We start from the raw sequence: 26,538 nt of genomic DNA, 5'->3' as shown, positions 1-26,538 counted from the left end.
ACAGATCGTGCTGCCAGAGTGCCTATCAAGGTGCCAAGTGCCACGATCAACTTTGAAAAATCCAAACGCGCCATCCGTCAGGAGACTTGCGATGACCAATCCGATGAATTTTGAACAGCTGACCGCGCAGGCCGCCGCCCTTGATATTCGCAACAAGGCGTTCATCAACGGTGCCTATGTCGATGCGGCATCCGGCAAGACATTTGATTGCATCAGCCCGCGTGACGGGTCGGTGCTGACCAAGGTTGCCGAATGCGACGTCGAAGACGTCAATCGTGCGGTGGCATCGGCGCGTGCGGTGTTTGAAAAAGGCAGCTGGTCCGAAGCCGCCCCTGCAAAACGCAAGGCAATCATGCTGCATTTCGCCGATCTGCTTGAAAAGAACGCCGCCGAACTGGCGCTTCTCGAAAGCCTTGATATGGGCAAGCCGATCACGCTGGCTGCGCGCGATGACATTCCGCTGTCCTATAAATGCATCCGCTGGTACGCCGAGGCGATTGACAAGATCTATGACGAAATCTCGCCGTCGGGCACCAATGAAATCGGCATGATCACCCGTGAACCGCTGGGCGTGGTTGCCGCGGTTGTGCCGTGGAACTTCCCGCTGATGATGGCGGTCTGGAAGCTTGGCCCGGCCCTGGCGATGGGGAACTCGATCATCCTCAAGCCAGCTGAGCAGTCACCGCTGACCGCCCTTCGTGTGGCGGAAATCGCGGTTGAGGCCGGTATTCCCGAAGGCGTTCTGAACGTTGTGCCGGGCTTCGGCCCGACGGCGGGCAAGGCGCTTGGCCTGCATGAAGATGTTGATTGCGTGACCTTTACGGGGTCGGGCGAAGTCGGCAAGCTGTTCTTGCAGTATTCCGGTCAGTCGAACATGAAGCGTGTCTGGCTTGAATGCGGTGGCAAAAGCCCGAATATCGTTCTGGCCGATTGCCCGGATATGGATGCGGCAGCTGCTGCGGCGGCGGGCGGTATCTTCTATAATCAGGGTGAGGTCTGCACGGCTGGTTCGCGTTTGATTGTCGAAGAAAGCATCAAGGACGAATTCATCGAGAAAGTGGTCGCCGCGGGTGCGAAAATGCAGCCGGGTGATCCGCTTGATCCGAAAAGCCAGATGGGCGCGATTGTCGATGAAAGCCAGATGAACCGTGTTCTGGGCTATATCGAAAAAGGCTCCAGCGAGGGCGGGGTCCTTCGCACGGGTGGTAAACGGGTTCGCACCGAATCTGGTGGGTATTATGTCGAGCCGACCGTGTTTGACGGCATCAAGAACGACATGACGATTGCCAAGGAAGAAATCTTTGGCCCGGTTCTGTCGGTTATTTCGGTCAAGGACTGGAAAGAGGCTGTTCAGACCGCAAATGATACGCCATATGGTCTGGCAGCAGCAGTCTGGACGCGCGACATCAACAAGGCACACATGACCGCAAAGAAACTGCGTTCGGGGCTTGTCTGGGTCAATTGCTGGGACGGTGGATCAATCACCATGCCGTTTGGTGGTTACAAACAGTCCGGTACTGGTCGCGACCGTTCGCTGCATGCGCTGGACAAATATTGTGAAATCAAGTCGACCTGGATTGCACTGGGCGACGCGTAAGAACTCCGTCGACCGCTGACAGGCAGACGGTCCGGGTTTGATACGGGAAGTAAGAAGGGTTTAAAAATGAGTAGCACCGGGGTCATTGACACCAAGGGCGGTGATAACGCCTTTACGGCAAAATCTGTGCACCAGAACACCAGCGAGCCGATGTATTCCGGTGCGCTGTCCTTCATGCGCCGCCGATATTCGCGCGATCTCAATGGGATTGATGTTGCTGTGACTGGTATCCCCTATGATCTTGCAACATCAAGCCGACCGGGCACGCGCCTGGGGCCGCAAGGTGTGCGTCGTGCATCGACCAACCTTGCCTGGGCACCGCATTTCCCGTCCGGCCGTGATATCTTTGCCGAGATGGCGGTGATTGATTATGGCGACATGGTCATTGATCCGGGCCATCCGGAAAAGCTTCCGGAAATGATCGAAGATCACGCGCGTGACATCGTGCAGTCCGGTGCCAAGATGCTCACCATCGGTGGCGATCACTTCATCACCTATCCGATCCTGAAGGCACACGCCGAAAAGTACGGTGATGGCATTTCACTCATCCAGTTTGATGCCCATTCCGACACCTGGGAAGATGACGGTGATCGCATTGATCACGGCACCATGTTCTGGCATGCCGCCAAAAAAGGCATCGTCAATCCGTCAAAATCCATTCAGGTCGGCATTCGCACCCACAATGAATCGACCCACGGGTTCAATATCCTTTATGGCCCGGATGTTCAGTCGATGTCGATTGATGCCATTGTGGAAAAGATCAAGGCCACGGTGGGCGACAACCCGGCCTATATCACCTTTGACATTGATGGGCTTGATCCGTGCTATGCGCCGGGGACGGGTACGCCGGTTCTGGGCGGTTTGACCAGCCATCAGGCAGTATCAATCCTGCGCGGTCTGGCAGGGCATGTAAACCTGATCGGCAGTGACGTGGTCGAAGTTTCCCCGCCTTATGATGTTTCGGACATCACATCGCTTGCCGGTGCGACCATGGCGTGGGAAATGCTGAACATTCATGCGGTTAACCGCGCAAAGTAATCTGACGTTTCAGATCAAAAAATTAGAGGGCCGGTATTATTTCATGATACCGGCCCTTGTTTTTTCATTTTCCTGTGCTCTGATAGCCGTCAGAAAAAGAAACGAAGACAGGAGATCAAGGAAATGAAACCAATTGCTATTTCGCGCCTGACCATCTGTGGCATCGACGAACTGCCGACCCATCGCAGCCATGGTGTGACCCATGTCCTGTCAGTCCTTGATCCCGAACGCGAAGATCCGACCATCTTTGCCAACTTTGACCCGCATGAACGCACTATTTTACGTTTCCATGACGTGATCGAGGACAAGGAAGGTCGTCCGGCACCGACCAAGGCCGATGTCGAAGCCATCCTTGCCTACGGCGAAACCCTGATCGGAAGCCGTGCGGATCGTCGCGATGGCCATTTGCTGGTGCATTGTCACATGGGCGTGTCGCGTTCGACCGCCGCGATGATCACCCTGATGGCACAGTGCGAGCCGGACCGTGACGAAGACAGCATCTTTACCAGCATCCGCGAAATGCGCCCGATTGCCTGGCCGAACTCGGTCATGATCGCCTTTGCCGATGAACTCTTGGGGCGCGAGGGGCGCCTGACCGCGGCCCTTCATCGCCACTACGCCATTCAGCTTGAGCGTGATGCGATGTTCGAACGCTGGATGACCGAACTGGAACGCCAACGCGAAGTCGGCTTTGGCAAAGGCCTGCAGAGGACGTAATTCGCCCGCCACAGGCACAGTGTCGCAGCAACTTCGTGGACGTTACAGCTGCTGCGATAGGGTTTTGGTTTTTTCAGTAACAACATTGCCGGTGTGTTTGGTCGATTTGCTTTCGATCAGCAGGACCCAGCACTCTTCCTTGGCAATCGGGTTATGCATGACCCCTTTGGGGATGGTCAGGAATTCGCCTTCGCTCAGTTCGACCTTGTGGTCTTCGAACTCGATGATCAGGCTCCCCTTGACGATATGGAACAGCTCGTCTTCCTCGTCATGGGCATGCCAGACCAGTTCGCCTTTTACTTTTGCAATTTTGAGATATTGGTCATTCACCTCGCCAATGATCTTCGGCGACCAATAGTCGGTAATTTGATCAAAACTTTGCATCAGATTGCGTGCGACGAGTGTGCTCATGAAAATGCCCTGTTGTCTGCTAGTGTGGTTTGATTTTGATTTCGCGATTTTATATCCGGGGCGATTTTCGCACTGAAGTCCTAATCTTTTTGGGCCAAGCCTTTTGCGCAAGAATGTGAAAAGCCGAAATGCTGGCGAATGCGACGCCGCGTTCGATTAGCATTTGTGTGACGCGTTGAATCGATTTAAAAGGCGGTGGGTCCCACAGACCACATACTATTGATCCGCCGAATTTGCGGACAATTCGAACGGAGAAACGTCATGACAGCCAAAGCTGTTTGTCTTGGGGAACTGCTGATTGATTTTGTTCCGACCGTGACCGGAACCGGCCTTGCCGATGCGCCGGCCTTTGCCAAGGCGGCCGGGGGCGCACCGGGAAATGCGGCTGTGGGTTTGCAGCGTCTGGGTATTGAAACCGGTTTTATCGGTAAACTCGGCGATGATGCCTTTGGCCATTTTCTGGTCGATACCCTTAAGGCCGACAATGTCGATACATCGGGCATTGTTCTGACCAAGGAAGCCTTGACCGGGCTTGCATTCGTCTCCCTGCGTGCCGATGGGGAACGCGAATTTTCATTCTATCGCAGCCCGTCAGCCGACATGCTGCTCAGCATTGCTGATCTTGATCAGGACATGCTGAAATCCACCGATCTGTTCCATTACGGAACGCTTTGCATGATTGATGATGACCCGCGCGCGGCAACGCTTGAGGCGATCAAGATTGCGCGTGAAAACGGCGCGATCATTTCGTGTGATCCGAACCTGCGCCTGCCGCTTTGGCCGAGTGCAAAAAAGGCACGTGAAATCCTGCGCCTTGCGATCAGTCAGGCCGATGTCGTCAAGATGTCGGACGAGGAAATCACCTTTGTTTCCGGCAAGGATGACCTTGAAGAAGGCATCAAGGATCTGTGGTGTGATCAGTGGCGTGCAATGATTGTGACTTACGGTCCCAAGGGATCACGTTACATCACGCCGGCCTTCGATGGCTTTGTGCCGTCCTTTGAAATCACCGCGGTTGATGCGACCGGGGCAGGGGACGGCTGCACGGCAGGCTTCCTGTCGCGCCTTTTGAAGGATCCGGAACTTCTGGGGGCCGAAGAAAAACTTGCAGCCGCGTGCCGCTTTGCCAATGCGGTCGGTGCGATTACGGCGACCAAGCGCGGGGCGATCAACGCCTTGCCGACGGAAAAAGAAGTCGAAGAGTTTCTTTCGAACCGATAAGATCACAGGCGTAAATGAAAAATCACGCGGCGGCCATAATCTTGCCGCCGCGTGCTGCAAACTGTCCCACACATGGTTTGAAACGCGTGTTAGCCTGTTGGCAACAGCACCGTATTGTTACGAATAAATTTGAATGGGCCGAGGGTGGTATGTCTGCTGATAAAATGACCGCAAGCTGGGATAAACTCGATCAACTGGGCGCGGAAGTTTCCGAAAAGCTCAATCTGCGTCAGGCTTTTGCCAACGATCCTGCGCGCTTTGAACGATACAGTGCGGCCCTCAATGACCTGTTTGTTGATTATTCCAAAAACCTGATCACCGACGATGTGATGGCGGCCCTGGTTGAGCTTGCCAAGGCGGCCAACGTTGAAGGCTGGCGCGACCGGATGTTTAATGGTGATCGGATCAATGTCACCGAAAACCGCGCAGTCCTGCATACGGCGCTGCGCAATCTTGATGGTGGCCCGGTCGAGGTTGACGGCGAAGACGTCATGCCGGCGGTCAAGGAGGTCCTTGGCCGTTTGAAGGACTTCGCGGCACGCGTGCATTCCGGTGAATGGAAGGGCCATACCGGCAAGAAAATCACCGATGTGGTCAATATCGGTATTGGCGGCTCCGACCTTGGCCCGGTCATGGTCAACGAGGCGCTGCGGCCATATCACATCGATGGCATTCGCTGCCATTTCGTGTCCAACGTCGATGGCGCGCATATTGTCGATACGCTGAAATTCCTTGATGCGGAAACGACGCTTTTCATAATCGCGTCCAAGACCTTCACGACGGACGAAACACTGACCAACGCCTATTCGGCGCGTGATTGGCTTGTCGGGATGCTGAAAGACGAAGCCGCCGTCGCCAAGCATTTCGTTGCGGTTTCAACCGCGCTTGATAAGGTCGCGGCATTTGGCATTGATACCGACAATGCATTCGGTTTCTGGGATTGGGTTGGCGGACGTTACAGCCTGTGGTCGGCAATCGGTCTGCCGATCATTCTGGCCGTCGGGTATGACAAGTTCGAAGAACTTCTGCGCGGTGCGCAGGCAATGGACAACCATTTCAAAACAGCCCCGATTGAAACCAACATTCCCATGATCCTTGGTATGATCGGGGTGTGGTATCGCAATGTGCTGGGGGCATCGAGCCAAGCCATCCTGCCTTATGATCAGCACCTGTCACGCCTGCCGGCCTATCTGCAGCAGGCCGATATGGAAAGTAACGGCAAATCAGTCACCCGCGATGGCAAACCGATTGCCTATGAAACTGGCCCGATCATCTGGGGTGAGCCGGGGACAAACGGCCAGCATGCGTTTTATCAACTGATCCATCAGGGTACCGAACTGATCCCGGTTGATTTCATCGTGGCGGCCAATGCGCTGCATCCGTTGGCGAACCATCATGACAAGCTGGTGTCGAACTGCCTTGCACAGGCCGAGGCATTGATGCGCGGCAAGACCGAGGCCGAAGTCCGTGAAGAGCTTTCTGGCAGTGACCTGTCACCGGCCGAGATTGATGTGCTGGCACCGCAAAAGGTGTTTGATGGCAACAAGCCCAGCACCATGATCCTCTATAAGCAACTTGATCCCTTCACCCTTGGCCGACTGGTCGCGATGTATGAACACAAAATCTTTGTTCAGGGCATCATCTGGAACGTCAATTCCTATGATCAGTGGGGCGTTGAGCTTGGCAAGCAGCTTGCCAAGGAACTGCTTCCGATGGTTGAGGGCAAGGAAGATGCCGGATCGCGTGATGCATCGACCGCCGGTCTGATCAAGCGCCTGCATGCCTTGCGTGGCGCATAAGCTGGATTAGTCGTCCTGATCATCGGCGACGATGCGCAATCGATAATGACCCGAAGGGCGGTTTTGGCCATGGCTGATGCCGCCCTTTTCAAATGTCAGGCCGCCCTTTTCAAATGTCAGTTTGCGCTCGGCACACAGTTGTTCTGCCACCTGATGCACGCGCGGAATCAAATCCCGCCAGTAGGAGCCAAAGGTTTTGGCAACTTCGGACGGGCAGATCGTTTTGTCCGGCCCGCGCTCTGTTGCCAGATCAATCACGCGCTGGCGCAGGATGGCATAGGTTGGCTGATCTTCGTCTTTTTGGTCAAACATCATGATAATTGGTCCTGCATGTCGGTTTTTGCAGGTTGTTTTCGCTGGCGTCGGCACCGGTCAGAGCAATATTGAACCTCCTCCCAGCAATCCTTCCATTTGCGCCGCCAGTTAAACGGGCGGGCGCATGTCACGCAGGTTTTCTGCGGCAGGTCTGATTTGCTGTGACTATGTCCATTGGCATTTTGCGGCATGATACTGTGTTCGGATGACGTTTACCGATTATCCGATCAGGGCTTCGACCATGGCATGTGCAGCGGACCGGCCACTGCGCCAGGCCGCCTCGACCCGTGCGCCAAGGCACCAGTCGCCTGCGGCAATCACCCGGCCGTTCATGCCGTTAAGGTGACTTTTGCCAAGTGGCAATTCAGTCCGCGCATAACGCCAACGATGGGCCTGCACCGAATGAAGTTCCGGCAGTTTCACACCACTGACATCACGAAGGGCGGCCAGCAGCTTTTCAATCACGCGGTCCTTGTCTTCTTCAAGGTGCTGACGTGACCATTCCGGGCTGGCGTGCAGGACCCACGGATCGGGTGTGCGACGGTGGAACATGTCATTGTTCTGGCTGCTGCGTGCGGCCCAGCTGATTTCGGGGCTGGGATGCAGCATCGCGTCAAAGCCGGTCGGAAGCGGCGTTTCAAACGCCGCCATCACCGCCCAGCACGGCGCCATGACAACCTCGTCAATCGGGGAATAGCGCGGGGCAAGCGGACGCAAAAGTTCGGCGGTTTGCGGGGCAGGGGCGGTCACGATCACGCCATCAAACGGGCCGAACCTGCCATCGAGATCATCATGCAGCATAAAACTGCGCGGACCAGTCGGTTCGATCCCGACGATGCGATGCTGTTTCTGGATCGGGAAAGTATCGATCAATGGGCCGATCAGTTTGTTCATCTGCGGCGCACCCTGATACCAGGACTCTTCTGCCAGATTGCCGAGATGGCGTGCGATCGGTGACAATGCCACGCCCGATTGGGTCGGGGCCGGAGTCCCGCGATGCAGGTTCGGCGACCAGTTCTGTGCGGCGTTAAATTCTTTGGCTTCTTGCAGGAAGGCATTAAATCCGGGATCGCGGGCTGTCACGTATTGCGCCCCGTGATTAAAATGGCCGAAATCGGTACGCCGAGATGCCAAACGTCCGCCAAGCCCACGGCTTTTTTCAAACACGGTTACATTCATGCCAATGCGATGAAGGGTGCTGGCCGCCTTAAGGCCCGCCATTCCTGCACCAATGATCGCAATATTCAGGTTTGACATCTGCGGCATGTGTGGCTCCTGTCTGGGTCCCGGGGCACGTCCCGAAGGCGTAAATTTATTGATGGTTTCAATACGAAACGACATCGTGATTGGAGCAGTGCGTTTGCGAAGAAATTTATGAAACTGTCATGGCCGGGTCATGAAGCCGTTACAACAAACACGCAGTCTGCCAGACTTGTTTAAGGTTATTCCAAGGGGAAAACATGCGTTCTTCATTGATGGCGACAGCCGCTGTTTCACTGCTTTTGACTGCCTGTGCGGGCACGACACCCAATCACACCATGATGGCTGGTGATGTCATCAATGCAGGTGCACATCCGATCACGATTGTGCCGATGGGCGAATACCGTACCGGCATGCTCGATGAAAGTGCGGCCGAAATCCCGGCCTTCGACCCGGTTACAAAACGCGTCTTTGTCGTAAACGGTGCCGACAAGGTGATCGACATTCTTGATATGTCCAATCCGTCCGAACTTGGCAAAATCGGTTCGATCGACCTGTCCATATGGGGCAAGGGTGCCAACAGTGTTGCCGTGATGAATGGTGTTGTCGCGGTTGCCGTTGAAAACGAAGACAAACAGTCACCGGGTCAGGCTGTTTTCTTTGATACCGAAGGCACCTTTATCTCGGCTGTGACTGTCGGTGCGCTGCCCGACATGATCAAGTTTTCCCCGGATGGCAAATATGTTTTGGTCGCCAACGAGGGCGAACCCAATGATGCCTTCACCATTGATCCGGAAGGCAGTGTTTCGATCATCTCCATGGCCGGTGGTGTAGAAAACCTGTCGGCAGGCGATGTTAGCACGGTTGATTTCAACTTCCTGAATGATGGCAAGCTGCCCTATGGCATGCGGACATCAAACCCGGGTAAATCAAGCGTCGCGCAGGATGTTGAACCGGAATATATCGCCGTCTCCAAGGACAGCAAAACCGCCTATGTATCCCTGCAGGAAAACAATGCTGTCGCGATCATTGATATCGAAACCGCAACCGTTAAACGCGTTGCTGGTCTTGGTTTCAAGGATTATTCGGTTCACGCCTTTGATGCCAGCGACAAGGACGGCAAGATCAATATCCGCACCTGGCCAGTGATGGGCATGTACATGCCTGACACCATTGATGTGATCCATATCGATGGCAAGGACTGGGTACTGATCGCCAACGAGGGTGATTCACGTGATTATGACGGCTATAGCGAGGAAACCCGCGTTGGCAAACTGACCCTTGATCCGGGTGTGTTCCCGACGGCAAGCACTCTGCAAAAGGACGAAAATCTTGGGCGTTTGAAAACCACAACCGCACAGGGCGATATCGACTTTGATGGCGATGTTGATGTGATCTACAGCTATGGTGCACGGTCGTTCTCGGTGCTTGATGCCGCTGGCGAGATGGTTTTTGACAGCGGCGATGCGTTTGAACAGATTTTGGCGGCACGCTATCCGAATGTGTTCAACTCGTCGGATACGGAAAACGGCAGCCGTGACAACCGTTCCGATGACAAAGGACCGGAACCCGAGGGAATTGCCAGTGGCTATGTCAACGGCACGCCCTATGCCTTTATCGGGCTGGAACGTCAGGGTGGCTTCATGGTCTATAATCTGACCAACCCGACCAATCCGCAGTTCGTGACATATCACAGTGATCGCCGTTTCTCGGGCAATCCGGAAAACGATACGGCCGGTGAACTGGCCCCGGAAGGCTTGCAGTTTGTCGCTGCCAAGGACAGCCCAACCGGCAACGCAATGCTGGTGGTGGCATCGGAAGTATCTGGTAGCACCAAGGTTTATGACTTGAAGTAACCCGATTACAGCCCTGATTACTGGATATGGGGAAGCCGGGCATTGCCCGGCTTTTTCCTTTTTAAACGCCAGATGGAAAACGGTTCAAGCCGGTGACGATATCGACTAAACTCCCGCCGCGGTCGGGGACATGGCCGATGAATATCAGGGGAGTTCGGGACACTGACGACGCGACGTGAACCACATATTCTGGTCGTTGATGATGACCAGGAAATCCAGAAGCTTTTGAAGAAGTTCCTGTTGCAACACGGTTTTCGCATTACCACCGTGTCCGACGGCAATGAAATGCATCGTGCACTGCGCGACTGGAAAATCGATCTGGTGATTCTTGATATCATGTTGCCGGGTGAGGACGGCTTTGCGCTGTGCCGGGATGTTCGACGGACCTCCAAGGTGCCGATTGTCATGCTGACCGCGGTGGGCGAGGATACCGACCGTATTCTTGGCCTTGAACTTGGTGCCGATGATTACCTGACCAAGCCGTTTAACCCGCGTGAATTGCTGGCCCGCATCCGTGCTGTGTTCCGGCGCTTTGAAACGGGTGCGGTTGGGCCGTCTGATAACGAAGTCGCCCCGGCGCACAAGATCATTTTCGGCGAATGGACGCTTGATATCGGGTCACGTGAATTGCGCGACGCCGATAACGTTGCCGTGCATCTGTCGACGGGCGAGTTTTCGTTGCTTCTGGCACTGGTCAAGAACAACAAGCGGGCGCTGTCGCGTGAACAGCTTGTCGATATTGTGCGCGGGCAAAGCTCGCTTCCGTTTGATCGCAGCATCGATATCCAGATCAGCCGCCTGCGCCGCAAAATCGAAAAAGACGCCAAGAACCCGAAACTGATCAAGACAGTGCGCGGCATCGGCTATCAGTTCTGCGCCGACACCCAAACGATTTAGGCCGACCCATGGCCGATATGTTCGCAAAATTCAGCAACTATATGCGCCGCTACAAGCCGCGCACGCTGGGCGGGCGTATCTTTCTTCTGATGATGCTGGGCGGACTGATCATTGCAGCCCTCAGTGCCATGGCGTCCTATTACGTGATCGAGCGGGACGAACGCATTGGCCGGGCCTATACGCTGGGCTTTACCATTCGCGAACTGGTACGGATCGCCGAAAACCCCGAATTTGAAGAAAACATCATCGATATCGCTGCGCGCGATGGCATGACAATGCGCATCCTGCCATCCGATGATGTCGGGACCTTGTTGTTGTTTTCCAGACCCGCGCAGCATATCGCCATGCCGGTCCGACTGGCCAATACCGGCTGGCCGACCTCGGTCAAGGTGCATTTCGAACGTGGTCGTTTGAGTGCCGAACAGCGCGCCACCATCGAGGCCACCGAAAATCCCAGCCTGTTCTTTGCCGAACTGTCGCGTGAAATCGCGCGTCTGGGGCTTGAGGCGCAGGTGGAAATCATGATGCCGTCGGGCAAGCGCATTCTGGTGCACCATAACGAACTGTGGGCGAACTATTCATCGCCGTCGCTGGTTTTTCTGATGTTCCTGATGGGGGTGGCCGCGGTTCTTGTCGTGTTTGCCGGGCTTGCCGATTTGTTGGCAGGGCCGTTCAAGCGCCTGACGCGTGCGATCATTGATCACGCCGATGATGTCAGCGGCCCACCGGTCGAGGAACGCGGACCGACCGAGGCCCGGTCAATGGCCGCGGCCTATAACGATTTGCGCGAACGTATTTCACGGATGCTGGGGGACCGCACCCGGATGCTGGCCGCGATTTCGCACGATTTGCGCACACCCAGCACGCGGTTAAGACTACGCGCCGAGTTCATTGAAAATGATGAGCTGCGCGAAACCGTTTTGCGTGATCTTGATGAAATGGACAGTCTTCTCAATGACGCGCTTGATTTCCTTGGTGACTGGATCGCCAAGGAAGAAGAACGCACGGTTGACTTCATTTCCGTGCTTGAGGCCATCTGTGACGATTACGCTGATCTTGGCCGCCCGGTGAGTTTTGCCGGGCCACAGCCGTTGCAGTTCAGTTCGGTCCATACGGTGTTCGGCGGCAATGATGATGCCCATTCCTTTGAGGGCAAACGCAGCATCCGGTTATCCTGCCGTCCGGGCACGTTGAAGCGTGCCTTCACCAACCTGATTGAAAATGCCCTGAAATACGGCCATCGCGCCAATGTCAGTTTGGAAGCCACGGCAGATACCGTGCTGGTCACCATCCGTGACGAAGGGCCCGGTATCCCGGTCGAACATCAGGATAAGGTGTTCCTGCCGTTTTATCGTGTCGAAGGATCTAGGGCGCGCAGCACCGGGGGCAGTGGCCTTGGGCTTTCGATCGTTAAAACCGTGATTGATGCCCATGACGGATGCATCGAGTTGCGCAATATGCCGGGAAAAGGTCTGGAAGTTATCGTGTCCCTGCCGCGCAGGGTTTAGGCAGGTGCCGCACAGGGCAGGGCCCAAAAAGAAGAATGGCGGGTGGCCCCCAGAACCACCCGCCAATCAGATCAGATCCGCAACTCGGTATCCGGGTCAAACAGACTGATCTGAGACATGTCGGCCGAGAACGTCATGCTCTCGCCTGGTTTCGGTTGACGGTCCGGACGGACGCGCGCCACGATTTCCTTACCGGCGATTTCGATCACGGTCATCGTGTCGGCACCGGTCGGTTCGATCACTTCGACCTTGCTGTCGAAATTGACATATTGGCTGCCCGGTTCGTCCGACCCGGTACGTTTGTGGGTCAGGGCTTCCGGGCGAATGCCAAACACGACATCCTTGCCGATATAACCACGATAGCTTTCCGGCGCCTCAAACAGCGGCAGGACGATCGGGTTGCCGTTACGCGGGATGGTAATTGCAAGCTTGCCGTTTTCTTCGCTCAGCGTCGCATCAATGAAGTTCATCGACGGCGATCCGATGAAGCCTGCCACAAACATGTTGTTGGGGCGTTCATAGATGTTTTGTGGCGTATCGAACTGCTGCAGGATCCCATCCTTCATCACCGCGATGCGAGACGCCAGCGTCATGGCTTCGATCTGGTCATGGGTGACATAAACGATGGTCGAGCCAAGACGCTGATGCAGCTTCTTGATTTCGGTCCGCATGTCGACACGCAGTTTCGCATCAAGGTTTGAAAGCGGTTCGTCAAACAGGAAGATATCCGGATCACGGACAAGCGCGCGGCCCATGGCAACACGTTGACGCTGACCACCCGAAAGCTGGGACGGTTTACGATCCAGAAGCGGCTCAATCTGAAGCAGCTTTGCAACATCGGCAACGGCCTTGTCGCGTTCCTGATTGGAAACGCCACGGATTTCGAGGCCAAAGGTGATGTTCTTGCGCACCGTCATGTTCGGGTAAAGCGCATAGGACTGGAACACCATGGCGATGTTACGGTCTTTGGGATGCACGTCGTTGATAACGCGATCCCCGATGCGGATTTCCCCGTCGGTGGCTGTTTCCAGACCTGCAATCAGGTTCAGAAGGGTCGATTTGCCGCAACCGGACGGACCGACAAGGACGAGAAACTCGCCATCGTCAATCGCCAGATTGATTTCCTTGAGAACTTCGACAGGGCCAAAAGCCTTGCGAACTTTATCGAGGGTGAGTGATGCCATTTGCTTATCCCTTCACCGAGCCGGCGGTCAGGCCGCGGACGAAGTATTTGCCAGCGAGAACATAAACCAGCAACGTCGGAAGGCCGGTCAGCAGGGCTGCTGCCATATCAACGTTATACTGTTTCACGCCGGTCGTGGTGTTGACGATATTGTTGAGTGCGACGGTCATCGGTGCGTTTGCGCCAGAGGCAAACGACGCACCGAACAGGAAGTCATTCCAGATCTGGGTAAACTGCCAGATGACCGAAACCACGATAATCGGGGTCGAGATCGGCAGAATAATGCGCCAGAAAATGGTGAAGAACCCGGCACCGTCAATGGTGGCTGCCTTGACCAGTTCGTCCGGGATCGAAACGTAGTAGTTCCGGAAGAACAGGGTGGTGAAGCACAGGCCATAAACGACGTGGACCATAACAAGGCCTGCGGTCGAGCTGGCAAGACCAAGCTTGCCAAGAACCTGCGACATCGGCAGCAGAACGACCTGGAACGGAATGAAGCAACCAAACAGCAGCAGGGCAAAGACGATGTTCGCCCCCTTGAACCGCCACTTGGTCAGCGCATAGCCGTTGATCGCACCAAGGAAGGTCGAAATCAGAACGGCGGGGATCGCCATTTTGACCGAGTTCCAGAAATAGATTTTGATCCCGGTGCATTCGACACCAACGCAGGCTTCGTTCCATGCATAGTTCCATGCATCAAACGTCACCACGCGCGGCAGCGAAATCAGCGACCCTTCACGAATTTCGTCAAGTGATTTCAACGAGGTCGAAATCATGACGATCAGCGGGAAAAGGTAATAGGCCGCAAACAGGATCAGAATAAGATACAGCAACCCGCGCAGAACGGTATGTTTCCAGCCTGCATCGTGGCTATAGGTCTGAATATCAGCCATTTTTCTTGCCTCCGCGCAGTTCGGAATACAGATACGGCACAATGATCGCCATAACGGTCGCCAGCATCATCATCGCACTGGCGGCACCAACACCAAGCTGGTTACGCTGGAAGGCCATCGTGTACATGAAGGTTGCCGGAAGATCGGATGAATAGCCCGGGCCACCACCGGTAAGCGCAATGACAAGGTCAAAGCTTTTGACAGCAAGGTGGGCCAGAACGACGATCGCACTCAGGAAAACCGGGCGGATCGACGGAATGATGATGCCAAAGTAGATCCGGGGCAGGCTGGCACCGTCCATATAGGCTGCGCGAATGATGTCCTGATCGACGCCGCGCAATGCCGCAAGGAACATTGCCATGACAAAGCCCGATGCCTGCCAGACTGCTGCGATCACAACCGTGTAGATCGCCATGTCCGAATTGACCAGCCAGTCGAACTTGAAGCTCGTCCAGCCGAGGTCATGCATCATGCTTTCAAGGCCAAGGCCCGGATTAAGAAGCCATTTCCAGACAGTACCCGTCACGATGAAGGACAGGGCCATCGGATAAAGGAAGATCGTACGAAGCGCACCTTCGGCGCGAATACGCTGATCAAGAAGAACTGCCAGAAGGCACCCGATGATCAGGCTGGTCACAATAAACAGACCGCCAAAGATCAGCAGGTTTTCAATGGCAACATGCCAGCGTTCCATCTGCCACAGACGTTCATATTGCCGAAGCCCTGCCCAATCCCAGACGGGAAGCATGCGCGACTTGGAAAACGCCATATAGCCGGTCCACAGGATGAACCCGTAGACAAAAAACAGGGACGCAGCAAAGGACGGTGCAACAACGATCTTGGACAGATGACGCTGGATGCTGGCCGTCAGGTTGCTTTCGGTGCTTTGAGAAGCCCCCATAACCTTTGCCTCAAAAGTTAAATGAGTGGGAAACAGGCCCCGGAAATTCCGGGGCCTGCAAATTGCTCATATCTCAGATTGTACTGATCAGATGAGATTAGTCTTTGGCCAGTTCAACTGCTTCGACCAGACGCGAGACGGCTTCGTCAGACGACATGTCGGAGTTGAAATGTGCGGTCACGACGTCAACGATCGCACCTGCAAGGTGGCCACGCAGTGCCATGCCATGTGCCATGGACGGAAGGAAGCCACCGGCTTCCTGTGCAGCCTGGAGATCAGCTTCGGACTTCTTGGCGCAATCGTCGAACTTATCAAGCGAAACGCCTGAACGTGCCGGGATCGAACCTTTGAGAAGGTTGAAGGTTTCCTGGAACTTCTCGCCAACAATCAGTTCGGCAAGCAGTTTCTGGCCTTCGACCTTGTCGTCGCCAGAAACGTTGAACATGGCAAAGCTGTCAACGTTGAACAGATAGCCGTTTTCAGACGGGGTTGCTGCGCAGATGAAGTCTTTGCCCGGTACTTTGCCAGCAGCAAGGAATTCGCCTTTTGCCCAGTCACCCATGATCTGCATGGCAGCTTCGCCATTCATGACCATTGCGGTTGCAAGGTTCCAGTCACGCCCCGGGAAGTCGGCATCGACATAACCACGGATTTTGCGCATCTGGTCAAACACCGCTTTCATGGTGTCGGAGTTCAGTGCGTCTTCGTCGAGATCAACCAGAGCACTCTGGAAGAATTCCGGGCCGCCAAGGCCAAGAACGACGGTTTCGAAGACGGTTGCGTCCTGCCACGGCTGACCACCATGGGCAACCGGCGTGATGCCAGCAGCCTGAAGTTTGTCAGCAAGGGCGTTGAATTCGTCCCAGGTGGTCGGTGCGGAATCGGCACCAACTTTTGCCAGAAGGGTCGGGTTTGCCCAGATCCAGTCAACGCGGTGAACGTTTACCGGAACAGCAACATAGTCGCCTTTGTATTTCATAACGTCCTGGATCGCAGCCGGGATCACGTCATCCCAACCTTCAGCAGCGGCAACGTCATTGAGATCAGCAAGGGCTCCCTGTTCGGCCCATTCCTGAATTGCCGGACCTTTAAGCTGAACAGCAGCCGGTGCATCACCCGACAGAACGCGCGAACGCAGAACGGTCATGGCTGCATCGCCAGCACCACCAGCGACCGGGCTATCAACCCAGGTACCGCCATTGGCTTCGAAATCTTCTTTAAGGGATGCGACAGCTTTTGCTTCGCCGCCCGAAGTCCACCAGTGCAGAACTTCAGCGGTCGGCTCGGCATGAGCAAAGCTTGCGGTCGCGAGTGCAGAAAACGCCACACCAGTGGCGAGTATGGTTTTGCGCAGATACATCTAGGTTTCCTCCCTGGCTTTTAACCATTTGCAGCGACAACATGCTGCGAGAAGGGACACAATGCATCCACAAAACTGTAACAGGGCGTTTCCAGATTGCGAACTGAAACACTCTGTTACAAAATTGGCAATATACTTAGCTAATATATTGCAGGGCAGCAAAAACAATTAGGGCGTTTGTCGGCATTAAAGCTGTGACGCACCGGAATAAGTGCATTGAATTTGGTCGTGATTATCATGTGATAACAGGGGAATAGAGGACGGCCATGTGGAATAGTGTACCTGTTATCGACTGGATTGCCAAAGAAGGTCGTCTGATCGAGGATGCAAATGCGTTCCTTGACCAACTGATGACACGGATCAACGCCCAAGGATTTCATATCGCACGCATGTGCTGCTCGATGGAGACACTGCATCCGCAAGTCGCCGTCTGATCGTTTCCTTGGGATCGCGAACACGGGGCCCGTCTGTGGGGGGCGACCCATGGCATTCATGAAAGCGGTTCTTACATCGGAAGTCCGGCCGAAGACGTGAACCTGCATGGGGGCCCGGTGCGCATTCACCTTGCCAGGGTCAATCCGGCCGATCATCACCCGCTTGTCGGCGAGCTGATCGGCATGGGGTTGACCGACTATTATTGTACGCGCATTCGGTTCAGTGGCGGACGCTGGTGCGTTATGACCATCGCAACAGATCAGCCCGACGGTTTTGATGATGACGAAATCGCCTGTTTCGAAGGATTACTGGATCACGTTGGCGGGGTGCTTGAACTGCATGTGACCAAACGGATCGAACATTCGTTGCTTGATACCTATTTGGGCGAACGCACGGGCGCGCGGGTCATGCATGGTCATATTCGTCGCGGCGACGGTGAAACCATTCGTGCTGCCCTTTGGTTCAGTGACGTGCGCGATTTCACGGTGATGACCGAAACCCTGTCGGTCGAACAGCTGCTTGACAGTCTTACTTAATGTCTATTTCGAAACGGTTGAACGTGCCGTGCGCACCCACGGGGGCGAGATTTTGCGTTTTGTCGGCGATGCGATGCTGATTGTCTTTGCCCAGGAAAACAATCAATCGGCCGAAAGTGTCTGTGAAAACGCCATGCGTGCGGCAAAGGCCGCATTGGCCGATCTGGAAAATGTGAACCGGAAACGTTTGGAAGAGGGCTTACCAATCCTTCGCTTTGGCGACGGACTTCATTACGGCGAAGTGGTCTATGGCAATGTCGGCGGCACCCATCGACTGGATTTCACCGTGATGGGCGTGGCGGTAAACCGGACAGCCCGTCTGGAAAGCCTGACCAAACAGATCGGCACACCCTTGTTGATGTCAGATGTTCTGGCAAGCCACATTACCGAGCCGACGGTGTGCTGTGGTGATTTCGCGGTCAAAGGCGTTGCCGCGCCGCTTACCGTCCATGCCCTTCAATCGGCTTTGCCTTTTGCCAAGGTCGCAGAGGGGAACGCCTAGGCAGGGCATGGAGCAGGGTGTTTTGGCCTGAAAATCCGGAGAAAATACTGCGGTGCACCATGTGCGTTCAAGTATATTTCAACTCAAAACATCATACTTAATCGCCGTATCAGTCACGGATTGTTGGTTATGGTTTGTCCATCTGTGTTTATATGTGAATAAACGGCACAGATGATATGCATTTTTTGGTGGTTGAGGATCAAGTGGAATTTCGACATATTGCAACGCGAAGCAAGCTGATGAATGCGCCAGACAGTTGGAGGTCACCTCCAAGGCAGCATTCAAAATTGTAACCCAAGGAGGTTCAACATGTTCCTGTCCAGTATTCTTGTTGCTGTTCGCCGTTGGGCCTATGCACGCTCGGTCGCGAATGAACTTTACGGCCTTGATAAGCGCGATCTTGATGATGTCGGGATTTCCCAGTGGCAGATCAAAGACGTTGCTCGTAAAGCAGCACGTGACGCGATTGCATAACGCTCGCACCATATAGGCACCCGTCAATCGGGATTGCCAATGCTAAAGCCGGACACAAGTCCGGCTTTTTGTGTTTCTGGGCGAGACTCTGGGCCAAACCAATCCGGACAAAGTCACGCAGCGTATGGAAGCAATGTTCTTGTGATCGCGAGTTCCGTTTGCATGCCGCTGTTTTGTTTCCGCATTTTATATAGTCCCTCCAAATTTGATCCAGACGTTGTCGTTGGGTGGTGCTGATGCGCGCACCAATCACAATTGTCTGGTTAAAGCGCGACTTGCGCCTGCATGATCATGCGGCGCTGAATGCGGCAATCGCAGACGGATTTCCTGTTGTGTTGCTTTATGTCGTCGAGCCCGACTATTGGCGGCTGCCAGATACATCGGCACGGCATTGGCAGTTTATCCGCGCGTCGCTTGATGAACTGGCGTCTGATGCCCGCGCGCTCGGTCAATCGCTTACGGTGCGGGTTGGTAACGTTGTTGATGTCTTGGCCGGGCTAGCCGCCAAATTCGATATTCGTGCCATTCATGCACACGAAGAAACCGGTAATCTCTGGACGTTCAAACGTGATCTGGCCGTTTCGGATTGGGCGCGCCGAAATGGCATTGCATTCCACGAACATCGTCAATTTGCCGTCATCCGTGGCAGGCTTGATCGCGATCACTGGCACGAGGCATGGCAAGCGTTTTTTGCCAGCCCACCGACCGGGATGGTGCGGTTTCAAACACCTGCTGTTGATCTTGATCCCGGCACAATTCCCGAAAATCCGGTGGCACATCTTTCCGCAACTTGCAATGACCCGCAGGGTGGTGGACGGCGCGCGGGGATGCGGCTGCTTGACAGTTTCCTTGGCTATCGCGGGCAGCGATATCACCGCGAAATGTCATCGCCCCGAACCGCATTTGAAAGCTGTTCACGGCTAAGCCCGCATATTGCTTATGGCACATTGTCGTTGCGCGAAATCATTCATGCCGTGCGTGAAAGACGGCGCGATATCCATGCCATGCCTGCAACAGATCGGCCCAAAGGATTTCTTTCCGCACTAAAGGTATATGAAAGCCGGCTGCACTGGCATTGTCATTTCGTCCAGAAGCTTGAAACCACACCGGGGATCGAGATTGAAAACCTGCACCCGGCCTATGACGGGTTAAGGCCTGATCATCCCGATGATCAGGGACTTCTGGCGTGGAAAGCAGGCAAAACCGGATTTCCGTTTATTGATGCCTGCATGCGCGCCCTTGATCACACAGGCTGGATCAATTTCAGGATGCGCGCGATGCTTACAGCCTTTGTCAGCTATCAGCTTTGGCAACATTGGCGCGAACCTGCATTGCATCTTGCCCGGCAATTTGTCGATTACGAACCCGGCATTCATTACCCGCAGATCCAGATGCAATCAGGCACGACCGGAATCAACACGCCACGTATCTATAACCCGGTCAAACAATCCAATGATCAGGACCCCGATGGTGCGTTTATCCGCCGTTGGGTGCCGGAACTGCGTGATGTGCCGGACACCTTCATTCACGAACCCTGGCGTCTTGCCCCGATTGAACAGATTGATCTGGGCGTTGAGATCGGAAAACACTATCCAGCCCCGATTGTCGATCACATGGCCGCCGCCCGACATGCGCGTACCAACATCTGGGCCATTCGCAAAAACGATGATTTCCTTGATCAGGCACAGCAAATTGTCGAACAACACGGCAGTCGAACATTTAAACAGAAACGACCACCGGCCGGGCGCGATAAATCCGATCAACAGATCACGTTTGATTTCTAAGCCTCAGAAAAGGCTGCCTTGTTCTGATCCGGTATCAAATTTACCATCATCAAACTTGCCATCATCAAGTTTGCGTAAGAAAGCGTCGGCCTGTGCGATCAGATCGCGCTTTTTGTCGTCCTTCATGCGGGCCCAGTTGCGGTATGGCATGCCAAGGCGCGGATTGTTGCCAAGCTTGTCGGCGTTACGATCCAAAAAATGCCAGTAAAGCGCGTTAAACGGGCAAGCATCCTTGCCGGTATTGTTGCGCGGGTTGTACAGGCAGTCCTTGCAGTAATCCGACATGCGGTCGATATACTTGCCGCTGGCGGCATAGGGCTTTGATGCCATCTTGCCGCCATCGGCATAAAGCGCCATGCCAAAGGTGTTGGGAAGTTCAACCCATTCGAACGCATCGATATAGACCGCCAGATACCAGTCGCAGACTTCTTTGGGATCAAGCCCGGCCAGCAGGGAAAAATTGCCAATCACCATCAAGCGCTGAATGTGATGGGCATAAGCATTTTCAAGCGTTTCCCCAATTGCCTGTTTCAGGCAATTCATTGGCACTTCGCCATCCCAGAAAAATCCGGGCAGGGGGCGTTTGGCATCGAAATGATTGTCGCTGCCGTAATCCGGACCAAGATACCAGTAAAGCCCCCGGACATATTCCCGCCAGCCAAGGATCTGGCGAATAAACCCCTCGACCGCGTTCAGTGGCGCCTTGCCCTCATGATAGGACTTCTCGGCCGCACGGCAGACTTCATCGGGCAATAACAGCCCGGTATTGAGGCATGGACTGATCAGGGAATGATAAAGGGTGGCGCTTTTGACCGTCATCGCATCCTGGTAATCGCCAAACTGCGCCAAGCGATGCTTGATGAAATGATCGAGCGCCTCAAGCGCATCTTTGCGCGTGACCGGCCAACCGAATGACGCAACATCGCCCATCGCATCGGGAAAATCATCGCAAACGCGATCAAGCAAGCCTTGCGTGATCTTGTCGGGCGCAAAGGTCTTTGGTGATGGGGGCGTCACATCATCGGGCAGGCTTTTGCGGTTGTCGTGATCAAAATTCCACTGCCCGCCAACCGGCTTGCCATCGGGTTCCATCAGGATGCCGGTATCGCGCCGCAAACCGCGATAGAAATACTCCATCCTGAGTTCCTTGCGGTCCTTGGCAAAATCCGCAAATGCCGAAAGCGGGGCAAAGAAGCGGTCATCGGCGCGCATTTCAACCGATATATCAAGGTCTTCGGACCATCTATCGATTTCATGTTTGACCCGCCATTCACCGGGCTCGGTGATGATGACTTTTTTGATGCCATGTTCTGAAAGTGCAGCTTTCAGGGCGTCGGTAAAGGACGTTGTCGGGCGTTCCTGATAATCAAAGTACTCAACGTGGAAGCCGCTATCACGCAGTTCGGCTGCGAAATGGCGCATGGCCGACAGGATCATCACGATCTTCTGGCGGTGATGGGGGACATAGGTGGCCTCATGATGCGGCTCTGCCATGACAATCAGATCACGATCCGGATCGGCGTCCTTCAGGCTCGAAAGCGACGGTGTCAGTTGATCGCCAAGGATGAAACGAATGGTTTGAAAGCGAGGCTTCATGTTTTGCTTCAATCAATTGCACGGCAGTTGCGAGTCGTACGAAAACATCCGGGCACAAGATCTTTGCGAAGGGCAATTTCGCCGAACCGATTTTCATTCTCAGGGAAATCCGTGCGAATGATTTTTAGTCATTCACCCCAACTGGCTTATTTCGGAAAAATCGGCTAAATTATTGATAATGGTAATCAAAGGCGCGTTTTTTCCTTGAAACAAGCCGGGTGGATTCCCATTATCTGCATAGCCCAACCATCAGGAGAGCCATGATGAAAGGTGATCCCAAGATCATCACATATCTTAATCGCATTCTGACCAACCAGTTGACTGCGATTAACCAGTATTTCCTGCATGCCAGAATGCTGCGGGACTGGGGCGTGGAAGAAATGGGCGAGTATGAGTACAAGCTCTCGATCAAGGAAATGAAACGCGCTGACGACACGATTGAGCGCATTCTGTTTCTTGAAGGTCTTCCCAACCTCCAGAACCTCAACAAACTGATGATCGGCGAAAATGTCGAAGAAATCATCAGCTGTGACATGAAGTTTGAATTGGCGTCTCTGCCGCTTCTGCGCGAAGCCATCACCGCCTGTGAAAAGGCCGAGGACTTTGTGACGCGCGATCTGCTTGTGAAATTCCTGGAAGAACAGGAAGAGCACGTTGATTGGCTTGAGACCGAAGAATGGCAGCTCGAAAATGTCGGGATTGCAAACTATATCCAGAGCCGTTCAGGCGACGGCGACTAATCAGATCAGGAGTATTACGCCATGAAGGGTAGTAAAAAGGTCCTCGCCGCGCTGAACAAACAGCTCACTGCCGAACTGTCGGCGGCTGACCAGTACAACACACATGCTGAAATGTATGCCGATTGGGGGCTGCATTCGCTCTATGAACGCATGCATCACGAAAAGGATGAGGAACTCGAACACGCAAAGCGTCTGATCGAGCGTATCTTGTTCCTTGAAGGCGTGCCGGACACCGCATCGCGCGAACCGATCAAGATCGGCAAAACCGTGCCCGAGATGATGAAAAACGATCTCGAACACGAATATCACGTGATCAATCTTCTGAAAAAGGCGATCAAGATCGCCGAGGCAGAGGATGATTTCCAGACCCGCCAGATGCTGGTCGCCCTGCTTGATGACAGCGAAGAAGATCACGCCTATTGGCTGGAACAGCAGATCCGCCTGATCGACATGATGGGCCTGCCGAACTACATCCAGTTCCGCGCAGCCGGGGAACCAAGCCCGGAAGGTTGATCATCAACCAGCAAATAATTTTCAGAAGGCCCCGGCAATGTCCGGGGCTTTCTTTTTGGTATCAGAGGCTTAGCCCTGCGTTTTTATATGTCGCTTTTTTATCTTGACCTTCCAGTTGCTGGAAGGTCTATCGTGCCCCATATCTTGTAATAACCCCTTTTTTGAGGTGCGTGATATGGATCGCCGAACAGACGAATATGATACCGCAGCAGGCGGTGGGGCATCCGTGCAGCCGACTGCCAATACCAGCGAAGTGAACCTCGAGATCGAAGGCATGACCTGTGCAAACTGTGCAGGCCGCGTTGAAAAGGCCATTGCTGGTCTCGATGGTGTTTCTGATGTCACCGTGAACTTTGCACTCAACAGCGCAAATGTGCATTTTGACGACAGCAAGCTTGATACATCCAAAATCGCCGAGGCAGTCGCGGATTCAGGCTATAGCGTCGCGACCCAGCAGCTTTCCTTTGATGTCGATGGCATGACATGCGCGAACTGTGCTTTGCGGGTGGAAAAGGCACTTTCGGCCTTGCCGGGCGTCACCGAAGTCAGTGTCAATTTCGCGCTGGAACGTGCCGATATCTCGGCACTGTCGGGCAAGGTCAATGATGCCATCGCGATCAAGGCGATCGAGGATGCCGGCTATCACGCAACGTCACGCAATAAATCCGGATCCGAAGACGGTGACGCAGACGAGGCGGCACGCAACGATAAGAAACAGGACAAATCCCTGATCCTTCTTGCTGTATCGGCATTGCTGACCGCACCACTGGTTTTGCAGATGGTGTGGATGAACCTTGGTGTGTCCTATCATCTGCCGGCATGGGTTGAACTTGTGCTTGCGACCCCGGTTCAGTTCTATATCGGTGCACGCTTCTATCAGGGGGCATATGCAGCCCTGCGCCATCGCAGTGCGAATATGGATGTGCTGGTCGCACTCGGGACATCGGCGGCCTATTTCCTTAGCCTCTATAACATGCTGACCGCCAATGCCGGGCAGACCCATCTTTATTTCGAAGCGTCCGCTGCGATCATTACCCTGATCCTTGCTGGTAAAATCATGGAAGAACGCGCCAAACGCGGGGCATCAGCCGCCATTCGTGAATTGATGGCGCTGCGTCCACGGCGTGCGCGCAAGGTGGTCGCGGGCGAAGGCGAACAGGATGTCGCGATTGAAAGCCTTACGGTTGGCGATATCGTTCGCGTTTTGCCGGGCGAACGTGTGCCGGTCGATGGCAAGGTTCATGCCGGTGAAAGTGAACTGGATGAAAGCCTGATCACCGGGGAAACCCGACCTGTGGCGCGAATCACGGGCGATACTGTTGTTGGTGGCGCTGTGAACGGTACGGGCCGTCTTGATATCGAAGTCAGTGCTGTTGGCGATGATACGACGCTGTCGCGCATCATTCGCTTGGTTGAAAAGGCCCAGACCGGCAAGGCCCCGGTTCAGAAGCTTGTCGACCGGGTATCGGCCGTGTTCGTGCCGATTGTTGTTGTCATTGCACTGCTGACCTTGGCCGCCTGGTTGTTTACCGGCTTTGGCGCAGAGGCATCCATCGTTGCCGCGGTGTCGGTGCTGGTGATTGCATGTCCTTGTGCGCTTGGTCTGGCGACGCCGACTGCGCTGGTGGCTGGTACCGGCAGTGCTGCGCGCAACGGCATTCTGATCCGCAATTTCGAGGCACTTGAACAGGCCCATAATGTCGATACCGTCATCTTTGACAAAACCGGCACCCTGACGGAAGGCACGCCGACCGTGCGCGATATCTGCCCGGTTGAGGGTGTCGACCGTAATGAGTTGCTGCGCCTGACAGCAGCCGTTCAGGCCGCCAGTGAACATCCCCTGGCGCGTGCGGTTGTCTCGATCGCCAAGGATGAAGGTGTATCACTGCCCGATATCGATAACTTCAAGGGCAAAACCGGTGCCGGTGTCATGGCCGATGTTGAAAAGCACAAGATCGCCATTGGCAGCGAAGCCTTGCTGAGTGATCTTGATATCGCAGGTCCGTCGAAAGATCTGGCAAAGGACATCAAGAAACACGAAGGCGAAGGCAGAACCGTTATTCTGGTTGCGATTGATGGCACGTTTGCCGGTTATCTGACCCTTGAGGACCGCATTCGCGAAGGTGCCAAGCAGGCGATTGCGGATCTGAAGGCACGCGGCATTTCATCGATCATGCTGTCGGGTGACAGTCAGGATGTCGCAAGCCACGTGGCACGCGAACTTGGCCTCGAACGCGGCGAAGGCCGTATTCGCCCGCAGGACAAGGCACGTGAAGTCGAAAAACTCCGCAAGGAAGGTCGTCATGTCGCCATGGTTGGTGACGGCATCAATGATGCGCCTGCATTGGCCGCGGCCGATGTCGGTATCGCCATGGGCGGTGGCACCGATGTTGCCATGGAAACGGCTGGCATCACCCTGATGCGGTCTGATCCGGCACTTGTGTCTGCCGCGATTGATATTTCGATCGCCACCCGTCGCAAGATCGCACAGAACCTGTTCTGGGCCTTTGCCTATAACGTGGTCGGTGTTCCGTTGGCAGCATTCGGCGTGCTTAGCCCGGCGATTGCCGGTGCGGCGATGGCGCTCAGCTCCGTCTCGGTTGTCGGCAACTCGCTGACACTGCGGCGCTGGACAGTCCGGAAATAGGAGAGGGCGATGAACATTTCTGACGCCGCGACTGAATGCGGACTTCCGGCGAAAACCATCCGTTATTACGAGGATATCGGTCTGGTTTCGCCGGGGCGTCTGGCCAACGGGTATCGTGATTATGACGAAAACGATCTGCATAAGTTGCGGTTCCTGCAACGTGCCCGCGGCTTGGGATTCTCGGTCGAGGATTGCCGGGTGTTGCTGTCACTTTACGAGGACCGCAACCGTGCCTCTTCCGATGTAAAGGAAATCGCCAAAACCCATCTGGCAGAGATCGAACGCAAGATCGCCGAACTTCAAAGCCTGCGCGATACACTTTCCGACCTTGTGCAGTCCTGTCATGGCGATGATCGTCCGAATTGCCCGATCATCAATGATCTTGCCCGCAAGGCATGATACTGAAACACAATTG

General features: G+C 54.6%; 26 protein-coding genes. 17 read left to right on the top strand and 9 right to left on the bottom strand.

Features of this window, described 5'->3' with window-relative positions; all coding sequences use genetic code 11:
* The first annotated feature begins 91 nt into the window (after positions 1–91).
* The 3 genes from DY252_RS13560 to DY252_RS13550 all read left to right on the top strand — a co-directional run bounded on the left by DY252_RS13560 (position 92) and on the right by DY252_RS13550 (position 3,352).
* Positions 92–1,597, top strand: a complete 1,506-nt coding sequence (locus tag DY252_RS13560) for an aldehyde dehydrogenase (RefSeq protein ID WP_063086939.1) — start codon at positions 92–94, stop codon at positions 1,595–1,597.
* A 66-nt stretch (positions 1,598–1,663) separates the two neighbouring features.
* On the top strand, positions 1,664–2,635 hold the full coding sequence (gene speB, locus DY252_RS13555) for an agmatinase (RefSeq protein ID WP_044826814.1): 972 nt from the start codon (positions 1,664–1,666) through the stop codon (positions 2,633–2,635).
* Between the two features lie 123 nt (positions 2,636–2,758).
* A complete protein-coding gene (locus DY252_RS13550) occupies positions 2,759–3,352 on the top strand; it encodes a tyrosine phosphatase family protein (RefSeq protein ID WP_064790453.1) in 594 nt (197 codons plus the stop codon).
* Between the two features lie 42 nt (positions 3,353–3,394).
* On the opposite strand, the gene DY252_RS13545 is transcribed toward DY252_RS13550, so the two are convergent.
* The gene (locus tag DY252_RS13545) at positions 3,395–3,763 is read right to left on the bottom strand and encodes a cupin domain-containing protein (RefSeq protein ID WP_008891842.1); all 369 of its coding nucleotides are present in this window, start codon (positions 3,761–3,763) and stop codon (positions 3,395–3,397) included.
* 261 nt (positions 3,764–4,024) lie between these two features.
* On the opposite strand from DY252_RS13545, the gene DY252_RS13540 reads away from it, so the two are divergent.
* Together DY252_RS13540 and pgi are read left to right on the top strand one after the other, a co-directional pair.
* On the top strand, positions 4,025–4,984 hold the full coding sequence (locus DY252_RS13540; RefSeq protein ID WP_064790452.1) for a PfkB family carbohydrate kinase: 960 nt from the start codon (positions 4,025–4,027) through the stop codon (positions 4,982–4,984).
* A gap of 149 nt (positions 4,985–5,133) precedes the next feature.
* Entirely contained in the window at positions 5,134–6,783 is a 1,650-nt protein-coding gene (gene pgi, locus DY252_RS13535) for a glucose-6-phosphate isomerase (protein ID WP_064790487.1), read from the top strand.
* Between the two features lie 6 nt (positions 6,784–6,789).
* On the opposite strand, the gene DY252_RS13530 is transcribed toward pgi, so the two are convergent.
* Genes DY252_RS13530 through DY252_RS13520 form a run of 3 tightly spaced genes read right to left on the bottom strand, consistent with a single transcriptional unit; the run spans position 6,790 to position 8,364 of the window.
* Positions 6,790–7,098, bottom strand: a complete 309-nt coding sequence (locus DY252_RS13530; protein WP_064790451.1) for a DUF3253 domain-containing protein — start codon at positions 7,096–7,098, stop codon at positions 6,790–6,792.
* On the bottom strand, positions 7,095–7,289 hold the full coding sequence (locus DY252_RS13525; protein ID WP_082923606.1) for a DUF2256 domain-containing protein: 195 nt from the start codon (positions 7,287–7,289) through the stop codon (positions 7,095–7,097). Before DY252_RS13525 ends, DY252_RS13530 begins: the two co-directional genes overlap by 4 nt.
* A gap of 28 nt (positions 7,290–7,317) precedes the next feature.
* Positions 7,318–8,364, bottom strand: a complete 1,047-nt coding sequence (locus DY252_RS13520; RefSeq protein WP_064790450.1) for an NAD(P)/FAD-dependent oxidoreductase — start codon at positions 8,362–8,364, stop codon at positions 7,318–7,320.
* Positions 8,365–8,558: 194 nt separating this feature from the next.
* Here DY252_RS13520 and DY252_RS13515 point away from each other — a divergent pair, with 194 nt between their 5' ends.
* From DY252_RS13515 to DY252_RS13505, 3 genes are all read left to right on the top strand, one after another.
* The gene (locus DY252_RS13515) at positions 8,559–10,154 is read left to right on the top strand and encodes a choice-of-anchor I family protein (protein WP_129542730.1); all 1,596 of its coding nucleotides are present in this window, start codon (positions 8,559–8,561) and stop codon (positions 10,152–10,154) included.
* A gap of 162 nt (positions 10,155–10,316) precedes the next feature.
* A complete protein-coding gene (locus tag DY252_RS13510) occupies positions 10,317–11,051 on the top strand; it encodes a response regulator (protein ID WP_063086944.1) in 735 nt (244 codons plus the stop codon).
* A gap of 8 nt (positions 11,052–11,059) precedes the next feature.
* The gene (locus DY252_RS13505; protein WP_064790449.1) at positions 11,060–12,559 is read left to right on the top strand and encodes an ATP-binding protein; all 1,500 of its coding nucleotides are present in this window, start codon (positions 11,060–11,062) and stop codon (positions 12,557–12,559) included.
* Between the two features lie 71 nt (positions 12,560–12,630).
* Here the strand turns inward: DY252_RS13505 and DY252_RS13500 are convergent, their stop codons facing one another.
* The 4 genes from DY252_RS13500 to DY252_RS13485 all read right to left on the bottom strand — a co-directional run bounded on the left by DY252_RS13500 (position 12,631) and on the right by DY252_RS13485 (position 16,896).
* On the bottom strand, positions 12,631–13,743 hold the full coding sequence (locus DY252_RS13500; protein WP_064790448.1) for an ABC transporter ATP-binding protein: 1,113 nt from the start codon (positions 13,741–13,743) through the stop codon (positions 12,631–12,633).
* 4 nt (positions 13,744–13,747) lie between these two features.
* Positions 13,748–14,635, bottom strand: coding sequence for a carbohydrate ABC transporter permease (locus tag DY252_RS13495; protein WP_064790447.1), 888 nt, complete (start codon positions 14,633–14,635; stop codon positions 13,748–13,750).
* The gene (locus tag DY252_RS13490) at positions 14,628–15,536 is read right to left on the bottom strand and encodes a carbohydrate ABC transporter permease (RefSeq protein WP_064790446.1); all 909 of its coding nucleotides are present in this window, start codon (positions 15,534–15,536) and stop codon (positions 14,628–14,630) included. The genes DY252_RS13495 and DY252_RS13490 overlap by 8 nt, the downstream gene beginning before the upstream one ends.
* A gap of 97 nt (positions 15,537–15,633) precedes the next feature.
* Positions 15,634–16,896, bottom strand: a complete 1,263-nt coding sequence (locus tag DY252_RS13485) for an ABC transporter substrate-binding protein (RefSeq protein ID WP_064790445.1) — start codon at positions 16,894–16,896, stop codon at positions 15,634–15,636.
* Between the two features lie 266 nt (positions 16,897–17,162).
* Here DY252_RS13485 and DY252_RS22175 point away from each other — a divergent pair, with 266 nt between their 5' ends.
* The 5 genes from DY252_RS22175 to DY252_RS13465 all read left to right on the top strand — a co-directional run bounded on the left by DY252_RS22175 (position 17,163) and on the right by DY252_RS13465 (position 20,627).
* Entirely contained in the window at positions 17,163–17,330 is a 168-nt protein-coding gene (locus DY252_RS22175) for a hypothetical protein (RefSeq protein ID WP_156518952.1), read from the top strand.
* Positions 17,331–17,426: 96 nt separating this feature from the next.
* Entirely contained in the window at positions 17,427–17,867 is a 441-nt protein-coding gene (locus tag DY252_RS13480) for a hypothetical protein (protein ID WP_064790444.1), read from the top strand.
* Entirely contained in the window at positions 17,851–18,369 is a 519-nt protein-coding gene (locus DY252_RS13475) for an adenylate/guanylate cyclase domain-containing protein (protein WP_064790443.1), read from the top strand. Before DY252_RS13480 ends, DY252_RS13475 begins: the two co-directional genes overlap by 17 nt.
* A gap of 309 nt (positions 18,370–18,678) precedes the next feature.
* Complete coding sequence (locus DY252_RS13470) at positions 18,679–18,843, top strand: DUF1127 domain-containing protein (RefSeq protein WP_008891829.1); 165 nt, start codon at positions 18,679–18,681, stop codon at positions 18,841–18,843.
* Between the two features lie 236 nt (positions 18,844–19,079).
* A complete protein-coding gene (locus tag DY252_RS13465; RefSeq protein WP_064790485.1) occupies positions 19,080–20,627 on the top strand; it encodes an FAD-binding domain-containing protein in 1,548 nt (515 codons plus the stop codon).
* Positions 20,628–20,630: 3 nt separating this feature from the next.
* Here the strand turns inward: DY252_RS13465 and DY252_RS13460 are convergent, their stop codons facing one another.
* Positions 20,631–22,223 carry a cryptochrome/photolyase family protein gene (locus DY252_RS13460; RefSeq protein WP_064790442.1) on the bottom strand — a complete coding sequence of 531 codons (1,593 nt, stop codon included), beginning with the start codon at positions 22,221–22,223 and terminating at the stop codon, positions 20,631–20,633.
* Positions 22,224–22,486: 263 nt separating this feature from the next.
* Here DY252_RS13460 and bfr (DY252_RS13455) point away from each other — a divergent pair, with 263 nt between their 5' ends.
* The 4 genes from bfr (DY252_RS13455) (at position 22,487) to cueR (ending at position 26,522) form a co-directional block, all read left to right on the top strand.
* The gene (gene bfr, locus DY252_RS13455) at positions 22,487–22,963 is read left to right on the top strand and encodes a bacterioferritin (RefSeq protein WP_008891826.1); all 477 of its coding nucleotides are present in this window, start codon (positions 22,487–22,489) and stop codon (positions 22,961–22,963) included.
* Between the two features lie 21 nt (positions 22,964–22,984).
* The gene (gene bfr, locus DY252_RS13450) at positions 22,985–23,476 is read left to right on the top strand and encodes a bacterioferritin (protein ID WP_008891825.1); all 492 of its coding nucleotides are present in this window, start codon (positions 22,985–22,987) and stop codon (positions 23,474–23,476) included.
* A 175-nt stretch (positions 23,477–23,651) separates the two neighbouring features.
* Positions 23,652–26,123, top strand: a complete 2,472-nt coding sequence (locus DY252_RS13445) for a heavy metal translocating P-type ATPase (protein ID WP_082923605.1) — start codon at positions 23,652–23,654, stop codon at positions 26,121–26,123.
* A gap of 9 nt (positions 26,124–26,132) precedes the next feature.
* A complete protein-coding gene (cueR, locus tag DY252_RS13440) occupies positions 26,133–26,522 on the top strand; it encodes a Cu(I)-responsive transcriptional regulator (protein ID WP_008891823.1) in 390 nt (129 codons plus the stop codon).
* Positions 26,523–26,538: the final 16 nt, after the last annotated feature.

This window comes from Thalassospira indica (assembly GCF_003403095.1).
Lineage (GTDB): Bacteria > Pseudomonadota > Alphaproteobacteria > Rhodospirillales > Thalassospiraceae > Thalassospira > Thalassospira indica.
This window is presented reverse-complemented; position numbering and strand designations above follow the sequence as displayed.

What these genes read in the sequence shown, in the direction of transcription:
- DY252_RS13495 (WP_064790447.1), bottom strand. Translation starts at nt 14,635, where the DNA reads ATGGCTGATATTCAGACCTATAGCCACGATGCAGGCTGGAAACATACC.
- speB (WP_044826814.1), top strand. Translation starts at nt 1,664, where the DNA reads ATGAGTAGCACCGGGGTCATTGACACCAAGGGCGGTGATAACGCCTTT.
- DY252_RS13530 (WP_064790451.1), bottom strand. Translation starts at nt 7,098, where the DNA reads ATGATGTTTGACCAAAAAGACGAAGATCAGCCAACCTATGCCATCCTG.
- DY252_RS13540 (WP_064790452.1), top strand. Translation starts at nt 4,025, where the DNA reads ATGACAGCCAAAGCTGTTTGTCTTGGGGAACTGCTGATTGATTTTGTT.
- DY252_RS13490 (WP_064790446.1), bottom strand. Translation starts at nt 15,536, where the DNA reads ATGGGGGCTTCTCAAAGCACCGAAAGCAACCTGACGGCCAGCATCCAG.
- DY252_RS13460 (WP_064790442.1), bottom strand. Translation starts at nt 22,223, where the DNA reads ATGAAGCCTCGCTTTCAAACCATTCGTTTCATCCTTGGCGATCAACTG.
- DY252_RS13445 (WP_082923605.1), top strand. Translation starts at nt 23,652, where the DNA reads ATGGATCGCCGAACAGACGAATATGATACCGCAGCAGGCGGTGGGGCA.
- DY252_RS13520 (WP_064790450.1), bottom strand. Translation starts at nt 8,364, where the DNA reads ATGCCGCAGATGTCAAACCTGAATATTGCGATCATTGGTGCAGGAATG.
- DY252_RS13560 (WP_063086939.1), top strand. Translation starts at nt 92, where the DNA reads ATGACCAATCCGATGAATTTTGAACAGCTGACCGCGCAGGCCGCCGCC.
- DY252_RS13545 (WP_008891842.1), bottom strand. Translation starts at nt 3,763, where the DNA reads ATGAGCACACTCGTCGCACGCAATCTGATGCAAAGTTTTGATCAAATT.
- DY252_RS13515 (WP_129542730.1), top strand. Translation starts at nt 8,559, where the DNA reads ATGCGTTCTTCATTGATGGCGACAGCCGCTGTTTCACTGCTTTTGACT.
- DY252_RS13550 (WP_064790453.1), top strand. Translation starts at nt 2,759, where the DNA reads ATGAAACCAATTGCTATTTCGCGCCTGACCATCTGTGGCATCGACGAA.
- DY252_RS22175 (WP_156518952.1), top strand. Translation starts at nt 17,163, where the DNA reads ATGTGGAATAGTGTACCTGTTATCGACTGGATTGCCAAAGAAGGTCGT.
- DY252_RS13505 (WP_064790449.1), top strand. Translation starts at nt 11,060, where the DNA reads ATGGCCGATATGTTCGCAAAATTCAGCAACTATATGCGCCGCTACAAG.
- DY252_RS13525 (WP_082923606.1), bottom strand. Translation starts at nt 7,289, where the DNA reads ATGCCGCAAAATGCCAATGGACATAGTCACAGCAAATCAGACCTGCCG.
- cueR (WP_008891823.1), top strand. Translation starts at nt 26,133, where the DNA reads ATGAACATTTCTGACGCCGCGACTGAATGCGGACTTCCGGCGAAAACC.
- pgi (WP_064790487.1), top strand. Translation starts at nt 5,134, where the DNA reads ATGTCTGCTGATAAAATGACCGCAAGCTGGGATAAACTCGATCAACTG.
- DY252_RS13465 (WP_064790485.1), top strand. Translation starts at nt 19,080, where the DNA reads ATGCGCGCACCAATCACAATTGTCTGGTTAAAGCGCGACTTGCGCCTG.
- bfr (WP_008891825.1), top strand. Translation starts at nt 22,985, where the DNA reads ATGAAGGGTAGTAAAAAGGTCCTCGCCGCGCTGAACAAACAGCTCACT.
- DY252_RS13470 (WP_008891829.1), top strand. Translation starts at nt 18,679, where the DNA reads ATGTTCCTGTCCAGTATTCTTGTTGCTGTTCGCCGTTGGGCCTATGCA.
- bfr (WP_008891826.1), top strand. Translation starts at nt 22,487, where the DNA reads ATGAAAGGTGATCCCAAGATCATCACATATCTTAATCGCATTCTGACC.
- DY252_RS13485 (WP_064790445.1), bottom strand. Translation starts at nt 16,896, where the DNA reads ATGTATCTGCGCAAAACCATACTCGCCACTGGTGTGGCGTTTTCTGCA.
- DY252_RS13500 (WP_064790448.1), bottom strand. Translation starts at nt 13,743, where the DNA reads ATGGCATCACTCACCCTCGATAAAGTTCGCAAGGCTTTTGGCCCTGTC.